The sequence below is a fragment of the Azospirillum himalayense genome (assembly GCF_042657465.1).
Classification (GTDB): Bacteria; Pseudomonadota; Alphaproteobacteria; order Azospirillales; family Azospirillaceae; genus Azospirillum; species Azospirillum himalayense.
Genome location: NZ_JBHSLC010000039.1, coordinates 24651 through 42673, shown reverse-complemented (window position 1 = coordinate 42673; position 18023 = coordinate 24651). Strand labels below are relative to the sequence as shown.

Here is an 18023-nt window from a genome sequence, read left to right as displayed (position 1 = left end):
CCATTCCGAACTCGGCCGTGAAACGCCTCAGCGCCGATGGTACTGCGTCTTAAGACGTGGGAGAGTAGGTCGCCGCCAGGTCACCACGGCACACGCCAAATCATCCAAGGACGTGGACGCAGAAGGCTTCACGCACACTTGACAATCGGCTTCATGAACGGCAAGGCCGGCGCTTTCCCCCTGGGGGAAGCGCCGGCTTTTCGTTGTGTCCGACAGAGGGCGTTTCTGCCGCCCTGTGCCTCAGCCGTAGAGGTCGTTTCGCATCGCATGGTCGTAGTGCGCATTGATGGCCTCCGCGGCAGAGGCGTCCTGCCTGGTCATGGCGGCGAGCATCTGGCCGGGGGTCGGGAGCACGCCGCGCCCGACCCGCGATTCCGGAGCCCACAGCTTGGCCCGGTTCACCGCCTTGCCGCAGTGGAACAGCACCTCGTCCACGCTCACGACGATAACCGTCTTGGGAATTTTCGTCCCCTCAGCGAAGCTGGCGCGGAGATCCGCATCGTCCGAAACGCGGCCGCGCCCATTGATCCGCATGAAGACGTCCAGGCCGGGGAACAGGAAGAGCATCCCCAAGCGGTCGTCCTCCAGCAGGTTGCGCATGGACTCGATCCGGTTGTTGCCCGGCCAGTCTGCGAAGGCGACGGTCTTGGCATCGAGTATTCTGACGAATCCCGGCGGGCCGCCGCGCGGCGAGGCGTCCAGACCCGCAGCGCGACCGGTCGCGAGGCAGAAGAAGGTGGCCTTGGCGAGGTAATCGGCGTGGAAGGAGATCAACTCCGTCATGACCGCTTTCTGGACATGCTCCATGGGCGGGTCATAAAGCCGGTCGAGGTCGGGCGGGGGGGAGGGGGTATTCGGTGGGGTCATGGCTTTCTCCTGTCGCAAGCAGTCTAGCGGGCGATCGAAGGCAGCGCTAAGCTATGGCGGCCATTCGATAGCGGGTTGACGCCATGTCCGAGGAGCGGTTCGCCTTCGCCGCGAGTGATGCGCGCGACCCGATCATCGTCGCCATCTACGAAACGCAGGCTGAACATCGCGCGCTGGGGCTGCACAGCCACCCGCGCGGCCAACTCTCCGGTCTGCGCCACGGCCTGCTCACCATCGGCACGGAGACGGACACCTGGGTGGTTCCCGCCGAGCATGCGGTCTGGCTTCCGCCCCACCAGCCGCACCACGGCTACACTCACGGGGCCGTCGAGGGATGGAGCTGCTACATCGCGGAAGCCGCCTGCGCGACGCTGCCGGACCGGCCCTGCATCATCAAGGTGTCCGGCCTGTTGCGCGAGGCGGTGATCCGCGCCTCCGGATGGCAGGGGTGGGAGCTGGACGAGGCGCAATGGCGCCTTGCCATGGTCCTCCTCGACGAACTTAGGGCCTCGCCCGTCGACCCCTTCACCCTGCCCATGCCGCGCGATCCGCGCCTTCTCCGGATCGCGCGGGCCTTGCTCGACGATCCCGGGGATCGGCGCGGCATGGACGCCTGGGCCTCCTGGGCAGGCGTGTCCGAGCGGACGCTGAGCCGCCGTTTCGTGGCGGAGACGGGTTACAGCTACACCGCGTGGCGGCAGCGGGCGCGCCTGATGCGCGCGCTGGAGATGCTGGCCGAGGGCGCGCCGGTGACGACCGTGGCCATCGACCTTGGCTACGACAGCGTCAGCGCCTTCATCGCCTTGTTCAAGCGGACGCTGGGCGTGACGCCATCGGCCTATTTCGGCTGAGCGGGATGGGGCGGAGCGGGTGCCGGAAACGACGAGGGGCCGCTTGATGAACAAGCGGCCCCTGTAGACACTGTGGTGCCCCGAAACTGGAGCGGGCGAAGGGATTCGAACCCTCGACCCCAACCTTGGCAAGGTTGTGCTCTACCCCTGAGCTACGCCCGCAATGTGGCGCGAGTGACGGGACTTGAACCCGCGGCCTCCGGCGTGACAGGCCGGCGCTCTAACCAACTGAGCTACACCCGCAATATGGCTCCGGATGCTGGACTCGAACCAGCGACACGCGGATTAACAGTCCGCTGCTCTACCGACTGAGCTAATCCGGAACGGAGGCCGGCTTATACGGGTCCCAGCGGCGCAGCGCAAGCAGGAACTTCACCGGAGGGCGAATTTTTTCGCTGCCACCCTCCGGCGGTCCGGTCAGGCGACCCCGAGCAGGCTCTGCACCGCACGGACGATGCTGTCCTCGGAGAAGGGCTTCTGCACGACGGAGAGCTGGCCCGGCTCTTCCTTGGGAAGGTTGTCGCTGTAGCCGGTGGTGACCAGGATGGGCAGCTCGGGGCGCTGCTCCTGCATGCGGGCGATCAGGCTGGTGCCGTCGAAATGCGGCATGCGCAGGTCGGTGATCAGGATGTCGGCGGGATCGTTCTGGTCGATCTTGAAGGCATCGAACCCGTTGCGCCCGATGGTCACGCGGAAGCCGCGCTCCTCCAGGGTTTCGGCAATGGTGACCGCGACGACGGGGTCGTCCTCGGCAACGATCACATGAAAGGTCTGGGACATGACGGGCGGGCCTCTTGTCTGCACGGTCCTGAATCCTGTAGCCCATCGGGCGGCGGCGGACCAATGCGCAATAGGTCATAAACCGCCGTCTCCGCCATACCGCCCCCGGCCATGTAGCCAGCCATTCAGCGCCGGCCATTCAGTGCAGGTTGTTCAGCGAATGATCCGCAGGTTGCTGAGCTGGCCGGCGATGGTGCGGAACACCGTCTGCAGGTCCGCCGGCGTCGGGCTGTCGAAATAATGGTTCGGGCCGGGCGAGGCGCAGCTTTCGTAGAGGGTGCGGGTGGAGCTGCTGGCGCTGTCGCCGACGGTGATGGTGAAGAGCGTGATCCCCGCCGCCTTCATGTTGCTGCACAGCGTCAGCATGCGGTTGTTGATCGCCGTCGTCACCTGATTGGTGTCGGTGGTGCCCAGCAGCCCGTCGCTGAGGCGCTGGTAGCTGGTGTAGTCGCCCTGCGGCTTGTATTTGTACCACTCGTTGTTGCCGTCGGTCAGCAGGACGACCGCCTTGGACATGTCGGGCGTCCCGTAATCGAGCGGAAGCGTGTTCGGCGTCGTGCCGCCCCACAGGCCGCGCCATTTCGGCGACAGGGTGAACCATCCCGCCTGAAGCCCCTGGTTCGCCATGGTGCCGCCGCGGTTCACCGGCTTCAGCCCGGCGATCTTGGACAGCAGGGCCGAACGGTCGTTGGTCAGCGGCATGACCGGCGGCGGGCAGCCGAGGTTCGGGCCGGCCATGTCGTTGGTCTGGCGGTAGGTGCCGTCGTCGGTGATGTTGTTCGGGGTCCAGGGGTTGTCGTTGTTGTTCCCGTTGTACTGGTTGTTCGGGTACCAGAAGGGCTTGAAGGGCGCGGAGGCGGGCGGCGTGTCGGTCTGGTCCTGCGGCTGGGTGCGGGCGAGGACGCAGCCGCGCCAGCCCTGGGACGCCCATTTGGTGGCGTCGTAGCTGCCCGCCATCAGCCAGCTCGTCCGGGTCTTGCCGATGTTGACCTCCGCCGCGTAGGGGGCGATGGAGACCCACAGGTTCTTCGGCGGCGTGCTGCCCGGCCCGAACAGGATGTTGACGAGGTCGGTGGCGGCGCTGCGCAGCTCCCCGATGCGGTTGTTGGTCGCCATGGAGCCGGTGACGTCGAGCACCAAGGCCAGCTCCAGCCCGGCGTTGGCGCGCTGCACCTGGTTGGTGACGGAGATGGTCAGCTGGTTCACCCGCAGGACGCGCAGGAAGGTCGTCGGCAGGGTGGCGGTGACGGAGACGCCGACGCGCTGGTTCGTCTGGTCCAGGGTCACCGCCGGGGTGCCGATGGCTGCGCCGAGGAAGCCCGGCGGCAGGTTGGCCGCGACGAACATGGCGATGTCCTTCTGGGCGTCCGCCGACGAGTTCAGCATCTTGCCGGCGGCCAGCGCGCCGGCGTCGATGGCGGTCTGAAGCCGCGACTGCACCAGGAAGGCCCGGCCGTAATCCACCGCCAGCCCGACCATGCCCAGCAGCGGCACCGCGGCGGCGGCGAACATCAGCGCGGTGGCGCCGCGGCGGTCCCGCCGCACCCCTCCCAGAGAGGCGAGCAGGCGGGCCGCAGGCAGGAAGGACGTCCTCATCCTCATGGCCCGGTCTCCAGCGTGGTGAGCGTGCCGAGCCGGGGCTGGTAGACGGCCCTGGCGTAGAGCGTCGTGGAGGTCCCGGCGTTGCCGAGCCACGGCCAACTGAGAAGGTAGGGGGTGAAGCGGTAGAACAGCTCCGTGAAGATGGCGTTGTCGCCGCTCTGCTGAGTGAAGCCGGCGGGCAGGGTGGCGACCGCTCCGGCGGCGCCCAGGCGGCTGGCCGTGGAGCCGGAGCCGGCCCGCTGCTGCCACATCACCCGTGAGCCTTGGCCCATATTGGCGACCGAGCTGACGATGATCTGCCCGCCAGCCATCAGGTCCAGCGGCTGGGCGACCTCCGTCGCGGCGAGGAACAGCACGCCGACCTCGTTCCCCTTCACCACGGTCATGCCGGCGCGCAGCTTGTCGAACTGGGTGGCGATGTCGCTGACGTTGGCGGCGGTGCGGTTCAGGGTCAGGCTGATGCTGACGTAGCGCACCACGTCCACCGTGGCGGTGACCAGCAAGAGGAGGACCGGCGCCATCAGCGCCATCTCCAGGGCCGCGACACCGCGGCGGTCGCGCAAACGAATTTGGCGGAGTGGACAATGTCCCGTCATGCCGGTCACTCCCCCACCATGAAGGGCTCGTTGCGTACGGCCAGCCGGGCTTCGTGGACCAGCTCGGCCCGGCCGAGGATCGTGGCGCCGAGTCCGGTCAGCACCGGCTGGGTGTAGCGCAGCGCGTAGACGACGACCTGCCCGCTGCCGCCGAGCGCCGCCCCGGTCTGCTTGGCGTCCCAGTTGGTCGAGCCGCAGTTCAGGTCGGTCAGCGCGGTGGAGGGCGGAACCCCGCCGTTGACCTGCCCCAGCGTGGTGAAGGAGGCATAGCTGTGGCTGCGCACCGACAGGCGGCTCTGGTCGAGCACCCGCGAGGTCAGCCGGCGCACCGTGTCGCAGACCTGGGCGCGGCGGTCGGTGAAGCCGGTCGCCAGTTCCCCGGTGAAGCCGCTGCGGGCGGCGGCGCGGGCGGCGTGGTTGAGCAGACCGTCCACGGTCAGCGAGTAGGACACCTCGGCCAGCGCGATCATGCCCGCGATCAGCGCCGGAGAGACGATCGCCAGCTCCAGCGTGGTCAGGCCCCGGCGGTCACGCGGGAGACGAAGGCCAGGAAGAGGGCGGCTGCGGCTGCGCATGGGGCCGCCTCACGGTTTGAAGGCGACGAACTGGCGTGCCGTCTCGTAGAAGGCCAAGTTCGAGCGTACGTTGGCGTCGTCGAGGTCGAGCCGGGCCACGCGGGCCGCCGCCTCCAGATCGCCCTTCAGCCCATAGGCCAGCGCGAGGTTCTGGCGGACGCGGGGGGAGTCCACGCCGCCTTGGACCAGACCTTCCAGGATCGCCACGCCCTCCGCGCTGCCGTTCAGCGCCAGCGACAGGCCGAGGTTGGCCATGGCCGCCGCGTTGTTCGGCTCCGCCTTCAGGACGTGGCGGTATTCGCCCTGGGCCTCCGCGTGCCGCCCGGCGAGATCGAGGGCGACGCCGCGGTTCAGGCGGGCGCGCAGGTCGTCGTCGTTGCGGCGCAGCAGGGCATCGAAGCGGTTCAGCGCGTCGACGGGGCGGTTGGCGCGGACCAGCGCGCGGCCCAGCGCCGTCTGCACCTCCACATTGTCGGGCACCGCGGCGGCGGCCTTCTGAAGCTCGACCACCGCGTCGGCGGCGGACCCGCTCTCCGACAGGGTCTCGCCGAGCCCGAGCAGGGCGCCGACATGCCCCGGCGCCTGATCCAGCACCGCCCGGTAGAAGCGCACCGCGGAGCCGGTGTTGCCGGCCTCCTGCGCGGCGCGGGCGAGGCGGAGCTGCACGCGCGCCTTGTCGTCGAGCGTGGCGTTGGCCGTCGGGCCGCTCTTCGACCCCACCGGCCCGCCGCCCGGTGCCGAGGCGCAGGCGCTGACCGACAGCAGCAGGAGGGCGGCCGCCGCGGCGCGGCCCAGACCGGAGAGGCGCTTTCTGGAGGGCAGAAGGGACGGGGTGGCGATCATGGCTGACCTCCCTTGGTCTGGCTGTGGGGCGGGTTGGAAGGGGACTGGCTGGAATGGGCTTGCTGGCTGGTGCCGGCGCTGTCGAAACTGCGCGAGACGTCGAGCATGGCGGGGCCGCCGACGACGATGAAGACGCAGGGCAGGATGAAGACCACCATGGGCAGGGTCAGCAGCACCGGCAGGCGGGCCGCCTTCTCCTCGAACCGGGCGAGGCGCTGGGCGCGCATCTCCCCGGCCAGGACGCGCAGCGCCTGGGCCAGCGGCGTGCCGTAGCGCATGGCCTGGATCAGCGTCGTCGCCATGCCTCGCACGCCCTCCATGTCCAGCCGGGCGGCCAGATTGTTCAGCGCGCCGCCGCGGTCGGACAGCACGCGCATCTCCGCCGCGGTGGCCGACAGCTCGGCGCTCAGCGCCGGGTAGGCGGTCGCCACCTCACGGGCCACGCGGTCCACCGCCGCTTCCAGGCCGAGGCCGGCCTCGCCGCAGATCACCAGAAGGTCGAGCGCGTCGGGCAAGCCGTTGCGCACCTCCTCCAGCCGGCGGTCGCGCATCCGGCCCAGCGCCAGATCGGGCAGCCGCCAGCCGAGCAGGGCGCCGGCCACCACCTGGGCCGCGGCACCCGGCGCACCGATCAGCGAGGGCAGCAAGTCCCCCGCCGCCGCCGGGACCAGCGCCATCCCGGCGCCGATGCACAGCAGCTTGATGCCGAGCAGGGAATAGAGGTGGCCGGGCTGGTTGTAGCCGGCGGCGATCAGGCTCCTGCGCATCCGCTCCCGGTCGGCGGAGCCGACGAGCGGCGTGCGGGCCAGTGCGGCGCCGATCCGGCTCAGCAGGCTCCGGCGCTCCGCCTCTGGCAGGGCGGAGGGCGCGGTTCCGGCGCGCAGACGCTCCAGCCGGGCCTGCAGCCGCTCACGCAGAACGCAGGAGCGCAGCCCGGCCACCCCGGTGAGGATCATCAGCACGCCGAAGCCGAGCAGGACCGGTTGCGGGATCAGGCCGCCCATCACGCCGCCGCTCATGACAGGGTCCTCCGGATGAGGAGCTGCATGGAGCCGACGCCGACCAGCAGCAGCCCGCCCGCCACCGCCAGCATCGTCTGGCCGCTCGGCTCGTCGATCAGCCGCATCGCGTAGTCGGGGTTCAGCATCGCCATGCCGCCGCCGGCCAGGAAGGGCAGGGCGGCCAGCACGGCGGCGGAGCTGCGCGCCTCCGACGTCAGGGCGCGGGTGCGCATCTGCACGCGGCGGCGCTGGCGGATCATGTCGGCCAGATTCTCCAGCGGCTCCGTCAGGTTGCCGCCGGTCTCCCGCTGCAGCAACAGGGTGACGACGAAGAAGCGGAACTCCGGCAGGCGGACGTTGGCGGCGGCGCGGGCCAGCACGGTCTCCAGGTCGATGCCCATGGCCGTCTCGTCGACGATGCGGCGGAACAGCGGGGCGATCGGCTCGGACAGTTCGGTCCCGACCATGCGCAGGCTTTCCGAGACCGGGATGCCGGCGCGGGTGGCGCGAACGACGAGGCTGATCGCGTCGGGAAGCTGGTTCATCAGCGCCTCCAGCGTCCTGCGGCGGCTGGCGGCGAAGACGAGGCGCGGGGTGACCAGCAGGGCCACGGCGGCGGCGGTCGTGGCGCCCGCGTCGCCCATCACCGGCCCGCCCAGCCACCAGCACAGGCCGGCGGCGATCACGGCGTAGAGCAGCGCCCGCCACAGCCGGATGCCCGGCGGCAGATAGACGGTCTGGCGCCGCGCGTAGAAGCGCGACATGCGCCGCTTCACCCGGTCGGCGAGGGTCAGGGACCCGGCGCCGGTGATGTCGGGGCTGCCGTCCTCCGTCACCGTCCGCGCCTCCGCCGACAGGGCGGCCAGCCGGCGGCGCAATGCCTTGTGGCGGCGGAAGGCACGCAGGGTGGAGAGGGCGAACAGCAGCGTCCCGACGCCGAGGAGGAGGGTGGCGAGCTGAAGGGCCTGGATGCGGTCCATCGCGTGTCCTCTCCCGCTACAGGCTGGTGGTGGCGGCGTTCCAGGCCGCCTCCTGCCCGAAATAGGCCAGCCGCTCGGCGAAGCGCGGGCGCAGGCCGGTGGTGGCGTAGCGCCCCTCCAGGATCCCGTCGCGGTTCTCGCCGCGGAACTCGAAGGTGAAGAGGTCCTGGGTCAGGATCACGTCGCCCTCCATGCCGACCAGCTCGGTGACGTGGGTGATGCGGCGCACGCCGTCGCGCATGCGCTGGACCTGGACGATGACGTTGACCGCCCCGGCGATCTGCTGGCGGATGGCCCGGCTGGGCAGATTCATCCCGGCCATCAGCACCATGTTCTCGACGCGGCTCAGCGCGTCGCGCGGGTTGTTGGCGTGGATGGTCGACATCGACCCGTCATGGCCGGTGTTCATGGCCTGGAGCATGTCGAAGGCCTCCGCCCCGCGCACCTCGCCGATGATGATGCGGTCAGGGCGCATGCGCAGCGCGTTGCGGACGAGGTCGCGCTGCGTCACCTGCCCCTGCCCTTCCAGGTTGGGCGGGCGCGTCTCCAGCCGGACGACGTGGGGCTGCTGGAGCTGGAGTTCGGCCGCGTCCTCGATGGTGATGACACGCTCGGTCGCCTCGATGGGGCGGGACATGGCGTTGAGCAGCGTCGTCTTGCCCGAGCCGGTGCCGCCGGAGATGATGACGTTCAGCCGGCAGCGCCCGATGATCTCCAGCGCGCGGGCCATCGGCTCCGACAGGCTGCGGAACTCCACCAGCTCGCGGAAGCCGATGGTGCGGCGGGCGAATTTGCGGATGGAGATGCAGGCGCCGTCCAGCGCCAGCGGCGGCACCACGATGTTGACGCGGCTGCCGTCGGCCAAGCGGGCGTCGACCATCGGGCTGGACTCGTCCACCCGCCGCCCGACCGCCGAGGCGATGCGCTGCGCGATGTTCAGCAGATGCCCGGCGTCGCGGAAGCGCACCGGCATCTCCACCAGCTTGCCGCGCTGCTCGGCGAAGGTGCGCGACGGGCCGTTGACCATGATGTCGGTGATCGCGTCGTCGGCCAGCAGCGGTTCCAGCGGGCCGAGCCCGATCATGTCATGGACCAGCTCCGTCGCCAGCGTCGCCTGCTCGCGCCCGTTCAGCTGGCTGCGGCTGGTGGTGGCGATGTCGTCGATCAGCCGCTCGACCAGCGGGCGCAGCGTCTCCGCCGGCATATCGGCGATGGTCGCCGGGTCGATGCGGGCCAGCACCTGCGACCGGATGTCGTTCAGCGAGCGGTTGACCGGGCGGACTGCGGCCAGCGGCGGTGCGGGCGCCGCCACCGGGGCCAGCGCGGCGGCGGGCTTCGGTTCCTCGGCCGGCGGGCTGGCGACCGCCAGGGAGGGGGGTGCGGCCTTGCGGCCGAACAGCGTGCTCATCGCCGCACCCAGCGGCGGAACAGGCCGTCCTGGGCGGCGGGCTGACCGGCGACGTCGGCGCCTAGCCGCTCCATCGCCTCACGGAAGCGGCGGCAATGGCGGAAGGCCGGCTCGCCGACGCCCGCGGCGACGGCCAGCGGCACCGGGCGGTAGGGCAGGGCGTGTTCCGGCGGTTCGCCCAGCGTGCGCATCAGGTCCGCCGCGGGAAGCTCGCCGGGGGCACCGCGCCGGTTCAGGACGGTGACCAGACGCCCGCCGCCGGCCCGGCGCGCGATGGCGGCGCGCAGCCGCACCAGATCGCGCAAGCCCGCGACGCTGGCGTCGCCGACCAGGACCACGATGGACGCCGCCTCCAGCGCGGCGCGGGCGGCTCCGCCCTGGGCGCGGCCGGCGTCCACGACGACGTAGTTGTGGCGGGCCTGCAACCGGTTCAGCACCGACAGGGCGGCGGTCGGCGCGATGTCGATCACGTCCTCCACCGGCTCCTCGGCCGCCAGGACGGACAGGCGGTCGGAGGCGGCGACCATGGCGCGCTCCATGAACACGTCGTCCACCCGGTCGGGGGCCTCAACCGCCTCGCGCAGCGCCGGCTCGGGCCGCAGGTTGAGGGCCAGCGCCACGGTGCCGTTCTGCAGGTCGAGGTCGACCAGCGCCGTGCGCCCGCGCGCCCCATCGGCCAGCCAGCAGCCCAGATGCACCGCCACCGTGGTCGTGCCCACGCCGCCGCGCGCGCCGACCACCGCCACCAGCTTGCCCAGACGGCCCGGCGTCTCGTCCGCCGCGGCGCCGGCGCCGGCGCCGGCAGCGCGCAGCGCCCCCTCCAGCAGGTCGCGGGACAGCGGCTTGAACAGATAGTCGGTGACTCCGATCCGGCGCAGGTCGCGGTAGAGGCCGATGTCGTTGCTGTCTCCGACCGCGATGACCCGCACCGACGGGTCGCAGACTCCGGCCAGCGCCTCCATGGCGGCCAGCGGCTCGGCGACGCCGGACAGATCGACCAGCAGCAGGTCGGGGGAGCGCTGGCGCGCCAAGTCGCGGGCGGCGTTGCGGATGTCGCCGGTCCGCACCTCGCAGGGCAGCAGGGATGGGGCAGTGCGGGTCAGCAGGGCGGCGCTGGCCGCGTCGGCGACGTAGGCGAGCAGGCGGGGACCGGTGCCGCGGGCGGCGTCGGCCGGCGACGGCGCGTCGCCGAGCAGGGTGGCGAGCAGGCTCATTGGTCCTCCTGGCTTCCGTTCAGGGCGGGGGCCAGCAGGAAGGCGCTGGATGTGTTCCCCTTCACGAAGGGCTTCACCTTGTCGGCGCGGTAGCGCTGGACGGCGCCGGCCATGCGCTGGCCGTCGGCCGGCACGGTCTCGCGGCCCTGCAGGAGGTCGCGCGGGTCGGCCAGCATCAAGGCGAGGTTGCGCTGGTTGCTGCAACCCAGCGCCGCGGTCGGGCTGTTCTGGTACCAGCCGCTGTAGATGTCGCTCCACGCCGCGCAGTCCGGGGCCAGAGCGACATAGCTGGTCACCTGGAGCGCCGGGGCGCCGGTCTGGTCGGGGGCGAAGGTGACGTTCTCCGCCGGCACGCCGGCCCCGCCCAGCAGGGAGACGGTGGCGGCCCGCGCCGGGGCGGCCAGCAGCGGGCCGGTGACCGTCACGTGGGGGGTGGTGTCGCGGCCCAGCCCGGCGACCGTGCGGACCACCCGGGCGCGCTCCTCCGCCGCGATGGCGCCGCTGCGCGGGTCGATGGCGAAGGGGACGGCGTTGCTGAGCGCCTTCACGGCGGGCGTCTGGGCGGCGGGCATTGGCGGAGGTGTCTGTGGTACGGCGCAGCCGCCCAGCAGACCCGTGAGGAGTGGCAGAAGCAGCATCGGCGTTCGCATGGCTCTGGGCATGGCGCTGTGCTCCGCGAAGGGGGTCATTGCAGGGTGAATCCGGCGTCGCCGTGCAGGCGGGTGGCGCCTGGACCGATGGTGATAGGGGCGGTGCCGGCCGCGCTGCTGCCGCCCGGCGGGGGCTGCAGGCTCTGGGCGCGGTTCAGGAAGATGCGCTCGACGTCGGTCGCCGCGACGAAGCCGTCGGTCGGGGCGGACAGGGCGTTGGCGGCGGACACCGGACGGACGAGGTAGGGAGTCACGACGATGACCAGCTCCGTCTCGTTGCGGCGGAACTTGCTGGAGTGGAACAGCGCCCCCAGCACCGGCACGTCGCCCAGCCCCGGCACGGCGTCCAGCGTCGCCGAGGTGTTGTTCTGGAGCAGGCCGGCGATGGCGAAGCTCTGCCCGCTGGCCAGCTCGATGGTCGTCTCGGCACGCCGCACCGACAGGCCGGGGATGCGGATGGAGTCGACCACGACGGCGCCGTTGTTGGTCAGCTCGCTGACCTCCGGGCGGACGCGCATGCTGATCTGGCCGCCACCCAGCACGGTGGGGGTGAAGTCCAGGCTGACACCGTATTTCTTGAACTGGATGGTGGTGGTGCGGTCGTACTGGGCGACCGGGATGGGGAACTCGCCGCCGGCCAGGAAGCTGGCGGTCTCGCCGGACAGGGCGGTCAGGTTCGGCTCGGCCAGCACGGTGATGAGACCGTCCTCGGCCAGCGCGTCCACCACCGTGTTGATGTCCACCCGCCCATTGCTCGAACGGTAGCTCCCTCCGATGGAGTTGGTGGGGGGGAGGGCACGGATCAGGTTGCCGGCGGCATCGAGAATGGGGCGCCCGGTGGCGATCCCGAAGGCGAAGGAGCCGATGTTGAACATGCTCTCGAAATTGACGCCCAGATCCTTGGTCACCTGGCGCGACACCTCGGCGACGCGGACCCGCAGGTTGACCTGGGCGGGGGAGGCGACGGTCAGGCGGTTGGTGACGGTCTGCCCCTGCCCGACGTAGCGTTCGGCCAGCTCCACCATCTGCCGCGCCGTGGCGGGGGAGGAGACGGTGCCGGTCAGTGTGATGCCGTTGCCGGTGCTCTGCACGTCGATGGCGGCGTTGGGCACCTGCGCGACCAGCTTGGAGCGCAGGTCGCCGATCGGCATGGTGACGACGACGCTGAAGGAGGCGAGCGGCTTGTTGTCCGCCGACAGGGCGTAGACGCTGGCCCGCCCCGGCGTCTTGGCGACGATGAAGAAGGCCTGCGGGCCGGACGCCTGCACGTCGGCGATTTCCGGGGCGGAGGTGAAGACGCTGGCCGCCGGGGCCGGCAGGTTGACCGGCTGTCCGCCGCCGACCTCCAGCGTGATCTCGCGGGGACGCTGCTGCGCTTGGACGGGCGATCCGGCCAGCGCCGCGAACAGCCCGGCCAGGAGGGCCGCCCCCATGATCCTGAAGGCCGCGACCCGGCTTGTGGTGTTGATGATTGCCATCGTCATGAGTTCGTCCCCCTGGGTCGGCGCGCCGGTTCAGCGTTCGAGCGTTTCCGTCTTGGAGCCGCGGATGATGAGCAGAGCCGGGCGGCGGGCGGCGGGCGCCTCCGCGCTGTGGGCTGCGGGAAGCTGGCGCAGGGCGGGCGACACGTCCTCGGCCCAGGTGGGGGCCGAAGCGGCTTCCGATTCCCCGGCGGCGAGAACGGTCTCGTCGGCGAGCAGGCTGCGCAGCGCCAGCGAGAGCTTGCCCATGGTGGCGGCGACGGTGACCGTCTCGCTCTGACGGGCGGTGACCTCCAGCGTCACGGTGCGGGGGATGCGCCCGTCCGGCCCGTTCTTCGCCATGCCCGCCTCGCCGAGCTGCTGGTCGATGGCGATGACGCGCAGGTTCTGGAGCACGGTCTCGCCGACGGCCCGGCTGCGCAGGTCGCGCCCCGCCTGGGATTCGAAATTCTGGGTCAGGATCAGGTCCACGCGGTCGCCGGGCCAGATCAGCCCACCGGTCGCGCTGACCGCGTCCACCGCCACCGAGACGGCGCGGCTGCCCGGCGACAGGACGGCGGCGAGGAAGCCGCGCTCCCCCGGCGCCACGATGTGCCCGGCCATGATCGGCTCGCCCGCCGCGAAGGACCGGCGGGTGACGGCGCCGCTGTAGGCGCTCTCGACCACGCGGCCCCGCACCATGTAGCCGTCCACCAGACGCCCCGGCGGCCACGGCTCCCAGCGCAGATCCTCGGCGCGCAGCAGCATGCCGGTGGAGATCGGGCGGGCGGCGACCAGCACGGAGTCCATGGGCGCCTGGGGCGCCGGGACCGCGACGGCGGCGGTCGGAGCCGGCAGCATCGAGAAGGACACGTAGCCCACCAGCGACAGACCGACGAGCAGCAGGGACAGGAAAAGCACTCTCAGAACCATGCCGCTCCTCCGGTGGGGTTGGAGAGGGTGAGCAGTCCGCCGGCGGCCAGGGCGACGCCGTAGGGCACGGAATGGCGGGTGGCGATGCGGTGCGCCTCGGCCGCCATGACACGGGCGAGAAGGCGAACCGGCGTGGACCGTCCGCCGAAGCGGCGCAGCAGCCGGCGCGCCGGGCGCGCGTTGCGCAGGGCCAGCCACCCGGCGAGATAGAGAAGGGAGAGACCCCCGCCGGCCAGCGCGGTGGCGGTCGCAAAGGGGGCGGCCCGCTCCACCCCGACCAGCAGCAGGATGGCCGAGGCCAGCTTCACGTCGCCGCCGCCCAGCCAGCCCCGCCCATGAAGGGCGCACAGGGCCAGGAACAGTATGGCGGCGGCAGCAAGGCTGACCCAGGGGAAGGGAGCGCCCTGCCACAGCGGAAGCACGAGGCCGAGGGTGGCGAGGAGGATGGACACCGTGTCGGGGATGATGCGCCGGCACAGGTCGTCCGCCGCCGCCCAGCCCAGCGCAAGCCCCGCCATGGGCAGTGCCAGGGAGAGGGGATCGAAGACCGCGATCGTATCCATGGCAGGGCTTTGCGTGGGAGGGAGGAAAGGTGGCGGCGCTTACGGGATGGTCGTCGAGGTGCCGCTGACCGTGGTGCCGATGCCGGTGAACAGGGTGCTGACGTTGGTGCCGAAGGTACGGGCGCCGCCGATGATGACGAGCGCGACGAGCGCCGCCGCCAGACCGTATTCGAGGGCCGTGATGCCCTTGCGGTCCTTGGTCGCGGCCTGGACCGGGGAAATGATGGCGCGGATGTTGGCGAACAGGGTCATTGATTGTCTCCGTTGATAATTGTGATGCGAAGGGTTTTCGCTTCAGTGCGGTGAAGCGGATGGGCTTGATTACTGATTTTCAGGGAATGCACGGCGTCTGTGATTTGAAGGATGGCGAAGGCCGGTATTTTATTAAACCTATCGATAGGGGTAGTCCGGCGGGCCTGCGCTGTTGTCTTTGCCATCCGAAACGCAACTTTCCGCACTGCTTCCAGGCAAAGCGCGGGCATCGCCATGCGCAAAGGCGTCCCGTCAAAGAAACGGGAAGAAGAACGCCATGTGGGGAGGCGAATGACGGACGGATTGCTCTGGAAGGAAATTGTTAGAATTTGAAGTGATTATCGGATTATGCCGGGATCGCGCCGGTGTGGTGGCCGCCGCTCCCTTCGCGGCGTGCGGAGAATTTGGAGTCCCGACGGTGGTGCCGGCTCACCCCGGAATGGCGGGAAGCCCGCCGGTTGGCGAAGCAGAGTCGGTAGCCGGGTCGGGGTACCCTTTTCCGTCAGGCCGGAGCGCCCGCACCGGATCGTCCATCCGGGAACGGGGCTGGACGAACGGGGCGAGGAGTTAATCCCACCGGTCCTACGACCAGTGGCAATAGGTCGCACCTTCGTGATAATGAGAATAACTATCATCCAGGCCGAAGGGCATGGATACTGCCGGCGGCCCCCGCCATGGATTGCGGCCCTGGGCCATCGCCGTCAAGGAGCGAGAGTCAGGATGTCATTGTTCGGCAAATATGTCGCGCCGGCCGCGGCGCTGCCCTCGTTGTTGATCGCTGGCCTGTTGATCGCCAGCGCGTCCAGCATGGCCGCCGATCCGGCGGAGTTGCAGAAGGCCAAGGCCGAGCTGGGCAAGGCGCTGTTCTTCGACAACAACTTGTCCTCCACCCGCAGCCAGTCCTGCGCGACCTGCCACAACCCGGAATTCGGATTCGCCGATCCGCGCGGTGCGGCGTCGCTGGGGGCCGACGGCAAGTCGCTGGGCGACCGCAACGCGCCGACCGCCGCCTACGCCCACCTCGCCCCGCGCTTCGGCTTCAAGGCCAGCGGGGTTCCCTTCGGCGGGCAGTTCCACGACGGCCGGGCCGCCACCCTCCAGGAGCAGGCCGGCGGCCCGCCGCTGAACCCCGCCGAGATGGCCATGGCCTCCAAGGCGGAGGTGCAGGAGCGGCTGAAGGAGAACGCGGATTACGCGCGGAGCTTCGTCGCCCTCTATGGCGCGGGGGTGCTGGACGACGCCGACCGCGCTTATGACGCGATGACCGACAGCATCGCCGCCTTCGAGAAGACCGACGTCTTCTCGCCCTTCGATTCCAAGTACGACCGCTATCTGCGCGGCGACTACAAGATGACCGGCGAGGAGGAGCTGGGGATGACCCTGTTCTTCTCGCAGCAGTTCACCAACTGCAACGTCTGCCACAAGCTGAACGCCATGCCGGCGGCGACGAACGAGGTCTTCACCAATTACGAGTACCACAACATCGGCGTTCCGGTGAACGCGGAGCTGCGGGCGGCCAACGGGGTGGCGGCGACGCACATCGACCGCGGGCTGGCCGAGAATCCGGCGCTGAAGGGCCAGAAGGCGCATGAGGGGAAGTTCAAGACGCCGACCCTGCGCAACGTCGCGGTGACTGGCCCCTACATGCACAACGGCGTCTTCAAGGACCTGGAGACCGTCGTCCGCTTCTACAACAAGTACAACAGCACCAAGCCGGCGGACCAGATCAACCCGGAGACCGGCAAGCCCTGGGGCAATCCGGAAATCGCCGCCACCCTCTCCATCAAGGAGCTGGAGGAGGGGCCGGCGCTCGACGACCGCCGAATCAAGGCGCTGGTCGCCTTCATGAAGACGCTGACCGACGCTCGCTACGAACCGCTTCTGAAGTGAGCGCGGGCGGGCGGGGCCGCCACCATGGCCCCGCCGTCCGCCGCAAATTCGGCAATGCGCGCCCTGCTTGGCAATTGCATCTTGACAATAAGAGTGATTAGCGGCGCATGTTGAGAATGCTTCGCACTTTCATGGCTCTCACGCCACCGATCACCGACGCTTGAGGAGACCTTCATGTTCAAGCACGCCTCCGGCTTTGCCGCCGCGGCTCTCATCGCGCTGGCGCCGCTCGCCGCCGACGCCCAGTCGTCCAAGCCCGCCTACAAGGACGTGGTGAAGACCTACGCCGACATCGCCCAGGCCAGCTACGAGGACTCCGCCAGCACCGCCAAGGCGCTGAAGAAGGCCGTCGACGCGCTGGTGGCCAACCCGTCGGAGGCGACGCTGGCCGCCGCCCGCACGGCGTGGCTGAACGCCCGCGTCCCCTACATGCAGACCGAGGCTTTCCGCTTCGGCAACCCGATCGTCGACGAGTGGGAAGGCAAGGTCAACGCCTGGCCGCTCGACGAAGGCCTGATCGACTATGTGGACGAGGGCTACGCCGGCGGCGACAGCAACCCCTTCGCCAAGGCCAACGTGATCGCCAACCCGAAGATCAAGGCCGGCGACAAGACCATCGACGCCCGCAAGATCACCAAGGAGCTGCTGGCCGACAAGCTGCACGAGGCCGGCAAGGTCGAGGCCAACGTGGCGACCGGCTACCACGCCGTCGAATTCCTGCTGTGGGGCCAGGACCTGAACGGCACGGGTCCGGGCGCCGGCGCTCGCCAAGCGACCGACTACGCCAAGGGCAAGGACTGCACCAACGGCAACTGCGACCGCCGCGCCCAATTCCTGACCGTCGCCACCCAGATGCTGGTCGAGGATCTCGAGGAGATGGCCAAGGCCTGGAGCGCCAAGGGCAAGGCCCGCGCCTCCGTCGCCAAGGCCAAGGAGTCAGAAGGCGTCGCCCGCATCCTGACCGGCCTCGGCAGCCTCAGCTACGGCGAGCTGGCCGGCGAGCGCATGAAGCTCGGCCTCATGCTGCACGATCCGGAGGAGGAGCATGACTGCTTCTCCGACAACACCCACAACTCGCACTATTACGACCAGGTCGGCATGGTCAACGTCTACAACGGGCGTTACACCCGCGTGGACGGCAAGGTCGTGACCGGCCCGTCGCTGTCGCAGTACGTCGCCGCCACCGCGCCGGAGGCCGACGCCAAGGTGAAGGAGGCGATGACCGCCACCACCGCCGCCATGAAGGTCATGAAGGACACCGCCGACAGCGGCAAGATGGCCTACGACCAGATGATCGGCACCGACAACGCCGAGGGCAACGCGATCGTCTCGACCGCGGTGGACCGTCTGGTCGATCAGAAGAAGGCCCTGGAAGGCGTCGTCGCCGCCCTGGGCGTCTCGGTCGAACTGGCCGGTTCGGACAGCCTCGACAACCCGTCGGCTGTCGGGAAGTAAGACGTCGGCAAGTAAGCCGGCGGACCACGGGTTGCGACCCTTCTTCCCGCGTGGGGCGGCGTTGCCCGCTCCCCACCGACCGCCCGAGCGGGGGGAGGGGCCG

General features: G+C 70.1%; 19 protein-coding genes, 3 tRNA genes and 1 rRNA gene. 4 read left to right on the top strand and 19 right to left on the bottom strand.

The features are described 5' to 3' along the window. A 5S ribosomal RNA gene (rrf, locus tag ACFPMG_RS35420) occupies positions 1–81 on the top strand; the annotation flags it as partial. A gap of 159 nt (positions 82–240) precedes the next feature. Here the strand turns inward: rrf and ACFPMG_RS19195 are convergent. Further along, positions 241–867: an MSMEG_1061 family FMN-dependent PPOX-type flavoprotein gene (locus tag ACFPMG_RS19195; protein ID WP_376996670.1), complete on the bottom strand. Its 627-nt coding sequence runs from the start codon at positions 865–867 to the stop codon at positions 241–243. Positions 868–950: 83 nt separating this feature from the next. Between ACFPMG_RS19195 and ACFPMG_RS19190 the strand changes: the two genes are divergently transcribed. After that, on the top strand, positions 951–1718 hold the full coding sequence (locus tag ACFPMG_RS19190; protein WP_376996669.1) for an AraC family transcriptional regulator: 768 nt from the start codon (positions 951–953) through the stop codon (positions 1716–1718). A gap of 87 nt (positions 1719–1805) precedes the next feature. Here the strand turns inward: ACFPMG_RS19190 and ACFPMG_RS19185 are convergent. From ACFPMG_RS19185 to ACFPMG_RS19100, 18 genes are all read right to left on the bottom strand, one after another. After that, positions 1806–1880: transfer RNA gene (locus ACFPMG_RS19185), tRNA-Gly, on the bottom strand. Positions 1881–1884: 4 nt separating this feature from the next. Next, positions 1885–1961 (bottom strand) — tRNA-Asp (locus ACFPMG_RS19180). Positions 1962–1965: 4 nt separating this feature from the next. Next, a tRNA-Asn gene (locus ACFPMG_RS19175) sits at positions 1966–2041 on the bottom strand. 94 nt (positions 2042–2135) lie between these two features. Next, entirely contained in the window at positions 2136–2498 is a 363-nt protein-coding gene (locus ACFPMG_RS19170; RefSeq protein WP_014200077.1) for a response regulator, read from the bottom strand. Between the two features lie 153 nt (positions 2499–2651). Beyond that, the gene (locus ACFPMG_RS19165; protein ID WP_376996668.1) at positions 2652–4100 is read right to left on the bottom strand and encodes a pilus assembly protein TadG-related protein; all 1449 of its coding nucleotides are present in this window, start codon (positions 4098–4100) and stop codon (positions 2652–2654) included. Beyond that, on the bottom strand, positions 4097–4696 hold the full coding sequence (locus ACFPMG_RS19160) for a TadE/TadG family type IV pilus assembly protein (RefSeq protein WP_376996667.1): 600 nt from the start codon (positions 4694–4696) through the stop codon (positions 4097–4099). The genes ACFPMG_RS19165 and ACFPMG_RS19160 overlap by 4 nt, the downstream gene beginning before the upstream one ends. A 5-nt stretch (positions 4697–4701) precedes the next feature. Further along, the gene (locus ACFPMG_RS19155; RefSeq protein WP_376996666.1) at positions 4702–5271 is read right to left on the bottom strand and encodes a TadE/TadG family type IV pilus assembly protein; all 570 of its coding nucleotides are present in this window, start codon (positions 5269–5271) and stop codon (positions 4702–4704) included. Between the two features lie 9 nt (positions 5272–5280). After that, positions 5281–6114, bottom strand: coding sequence for a tetratricopeptide repeat protein (locus ACFPMG_RS19150; RefSeq protein WP_376996665.1), 834 nt, complete (start codon positions 6112–6114; stop codon positions 5281–5283). Further along, positions 6111–7133, bottom strand: coding sequence for a type II secretion system F family protein (locus ACFPMG_RS19145; protein WP_376996664.1), 1023 nt, complete (start codon positions 7131–7133; stop codon positions 6111–6113). Before ACFPMG_RS19145 ends, ACFPMG_RS19150 begins: the two co-directional genes overlap by 4 nt. Beyond that, on the bottom strand, positions 7130–8095 hold the full coding sequence (locus tag ACFPMG_RS19140) for a type II secretion system F family protein (protein WP_376996663.1): 966 nt from the start codon (positions 8093–8095) through the stop codon (positions 7130–7132). Before ACFPMG_RS19140 ends, ACFPMG_RS19145 begins: the two co-directional genes overlap by 4 nt. A gap of 16 nt (positions 8096–8111) precedes the next feature. After that, positions 8112–9503, bottom strand: coding sequence for a CpaF family protein (locus ACFPMG_RS19135; RefSeq protein WP_376996662.1), 1392 nt, complete (start codon positions 9501–9503; stop codon positions 8112–8114). Further along, positions 9500–10717 carry an AAA family ATPase gene (locus tag ACFPMG_RS19130; RefSeq protein WP_376996661.1) on the bottom strand — a complete coding sequence of 406 codons (1218 nt, stop codon included), beginning with the start codon at positions 10715–10717 and terminating at the stop codon, positions 9500–9502. Before ACFPMG_RS19130 ends, ACFPMG_RS19135 begins: the two co-directional genes overlap by 4 nt. Continuing rightward, positions 10714–11379 (bottom strand): CpaD family pilus assembly lipoprotein, encoded by a 666-nt coding sequence (locus tag ACFPMG_RS19125; RefSeq protein WP_376996660.1) that lies wholly within the window; start codon positions 11377–11379, stop codon positions 10714–10716. The genes ACFPMG_RS19130 and ACFPMG_RS19125 overlap by 4 nt, the downstream gene beginning before the upstream one ends. A gap of 23 nt (positions 11380–11402) precedes the next feature. Then, positions 11403–12851 (bottom strand): type II and III secretion system protein family protein, encoded by a 1449-nt coding sequence (locus tag ACFPMG_RS19120; protein ID WP_376996659.1) that lies wholly within the window; start codon positions 12849–12851, stop codon positions 11403–11405. Between the two features lie 30 nt (positions 12852–12881). Beyond that, positions 12882–13760 carry a Flp pilus assembly protein CpaB gene (cpaB, locus tag ACFPMG_RS19115; protein ID WP_376996658.1) on the bottom strand — a complete coding sequence of 293 codons (879 nt, stop codon included), beginning with the start codon at positions 13758–13760 and terminating at the stop codon, positions 12882–12884. Beyond that, the gene (locus ACFPMG_RS19110; protein WP_376996657.1) at positions 13751–14323 is read right to left on the bottom strand and encodes a prepilin peptidase; all 573 of its coding nucleotides are present in this window, start codon (positions 14321–14323) and stop codon (positions 13751–13753) included. Before ACFPMG_RS19110 ends, cpaB begins: the two co-directional genes overlap by 10 nt. A gap of 39 nt (positions 14324–14362) precedes the next feature. Then, complete coding sequence (locus ACFPMG_RS19105) at positions 14363–14575, bottom strand: Flp family type IVb pilin (RefSeq protein ID WP_051140969.1); 213 nt, start codon at positions 14573–14575, stop codon at positions 14363–14365. Next, positions 14572–14811, bottom strand: a complete 240-nt coding sequence (locus ACFPMG_RS19100; RefSeq protein WP_376996656.1) for a hypothetical protein — start codon at positions 14809–14811, stop codon at positions 14572–14574. The genes ACFPMG_RS19105 and ACFPMG_RS19100 overlap by 4 nt, the downstream gene beginning before the upstream one ends. Positions 14812–15295: 484 nt before the next feature. On the opposite strand from ACFPMG_RS19100, the gene ACFPMG_RS19095 reads away from it, so the two are divergent. Next, positions 15296–16465: a cytochrome-c peroxidase gene (locus ACFPMG_RS19095; protein WP_376996655.1), complete on the top strand. Its 1170-nt coding sequence runs from the start codon at positions 15296–15298 to the stop codon at positions 16463–16465. Between the two features lie 174 nt (positions 16466–16639). Then, positions 16640–17920, top strand: a complete 1281-nt coding sequence (locus tag ACFPMG_RS19090) for an imelysin family protein (RefSeq protein ID WP_376996654.1) — start codon at positions 16640–16642, stop codon at positions 17918–17920. Positions 17921–18023: the final 103 nt, after the last annotated feature.

Bases quoted from the DNA above. Each gene is read 5' to 3' on its own strand.
- ACFPMG_RS19145 (WP_376996664.1), bottom strand. From the start codon at position 7,133: ATGAGCGGCGGCGTGATGGGCGGCCTGATCCCGCAACCGGTCCTGCTC.
- ACFPMG_RS19135 (WP_376996662.1), bottom strand. From the start codon at position 9,503: ATGAGCACGCTGTTCGGCCGCAAGGCCGCACCCCCCTCCCTGGCGGTC.
- ACFPMG_RS19105 (WP_051140969.1), bottom strand. From the start codon at position 14,575: ATGACCCTGTTCGCCAACATCCGCGCCATCATTTCCCCGGTCCAGGCC.
- ACFPMG_RS19150 (WP_376996665.1), bottom strand. From the start codon at position 6,114: ATGATCGCCACCCCGTCCCTTCTGCCCTCCAGAAAGCGCCTCTCCGGT.
- ACFPMG_RS19110 (WP_376996657.1), bottom strand. From the start codon at position 14,323: ATGGATACGATCGCGGTCTTCGATCCCCTCTCCCTGGCACTGCCCATG.
- ACFPMG_RS19140 (WP_376996663.1), bottom strand. From the start codon at position 8,095: ATGGACCGCATCCAGGCCCTTCAGCTCGCCACCCTCCTCCTCGGCGTC.
- ACFPMG_RS19100 (WP_376996656.1), bottom strand. From the start codon at position 14,811: ATGGCGATGCCCGCGCTTTGCCTGGAAGCAGTGCGGAAAGTTGCGTTT.
- ACFPMG_RS19090 (WP_376996654.1), top strand. From the start codon at position 16,640: ATGTTCAAGCACGCCTCCGGCTTTGCCGCCGCGGCTCTCATCGCGCTG.
- ACFPMG_RS19155 (WP_376996666.1), bottom strand. From the start codon at position 5,271: ATGCGCAGCCGCAGCCGCCCTCTTCCTGGCCTTCGTCTCCCGCGTGAC.
- cpaB (WP_376996658.1), bottom strand. From the start codon at position 13,760: ATGGTTCTGAGAGTGCTTTTCCTGTCCCTGCTGCTCGTCGGTCTGTCG.
- ACFPMG_RS19170 (WP_014200077.1), bottom strand. From the start codon at position 2,498: ATGTCCCAGACCTTTCATGTGATCGTTGCCGAGGACGACCCCGTCGTC.
- ACFPMG_RS19165 (WP_376996668.1), bottom strand. From the start codon at position 4,100: ATGAGGATGAGGACGTCCTTCCTGCCTGCGGCCCGCCTGCTCGCCTCT.
- ACFPMG_RS19120 (WP_376996659.1), bottom strand. From the start codon at position 12,851: ATGACGATGGCAATCATCAACACCACAAGCCGGGTCGCGGCCTTCAGG.
- ACFPMG_RS19125 (WP_376996660.1), bottom strand. From the start codon at position 11,379: ATGCCCAGAGCCATGCGAACGCCGATGCTGCTTCTGCCACTCCTCACG.
- ACFPMG_RS19095 (WP_376996655.1), top strand. From the start codon at position 15,296: ATGTCATTGTTCGGCAAATATGTCGCGCCGGCCGCGGCGCTGCCCTCG.
- ACFPMG_RS19195 (WP_376996670.1), bottom strand. From the start codon at position 867: ATGACCCCACCGAATACCCCCTCCCCCCCGCCCGACCTCGACCGGCTT.
- ACFPMG_RS19130 (WP_376996661.1), bottom strand. From the start codon at position 10,717: ATGAGCCTGCTCGCCACCCTGCTCGGCGACGCGCCGTCGCCGGCCGAC.
- ACFPMG_RS19160 (WP_376996667.1), bottom strand. From the start codon at position 4,696: ATGACGGGACATTGTCCACTCCGCCAAATTCGTTTGCGCGACCGCCGC.
- ACFPMG_RS19190 (WP_376996669.1), top strand. From the start codon at position 951: ATGTCCGAGGAGCGGTTCGCCTTCGCCGCGAGTGATGCGCGCGACCCG.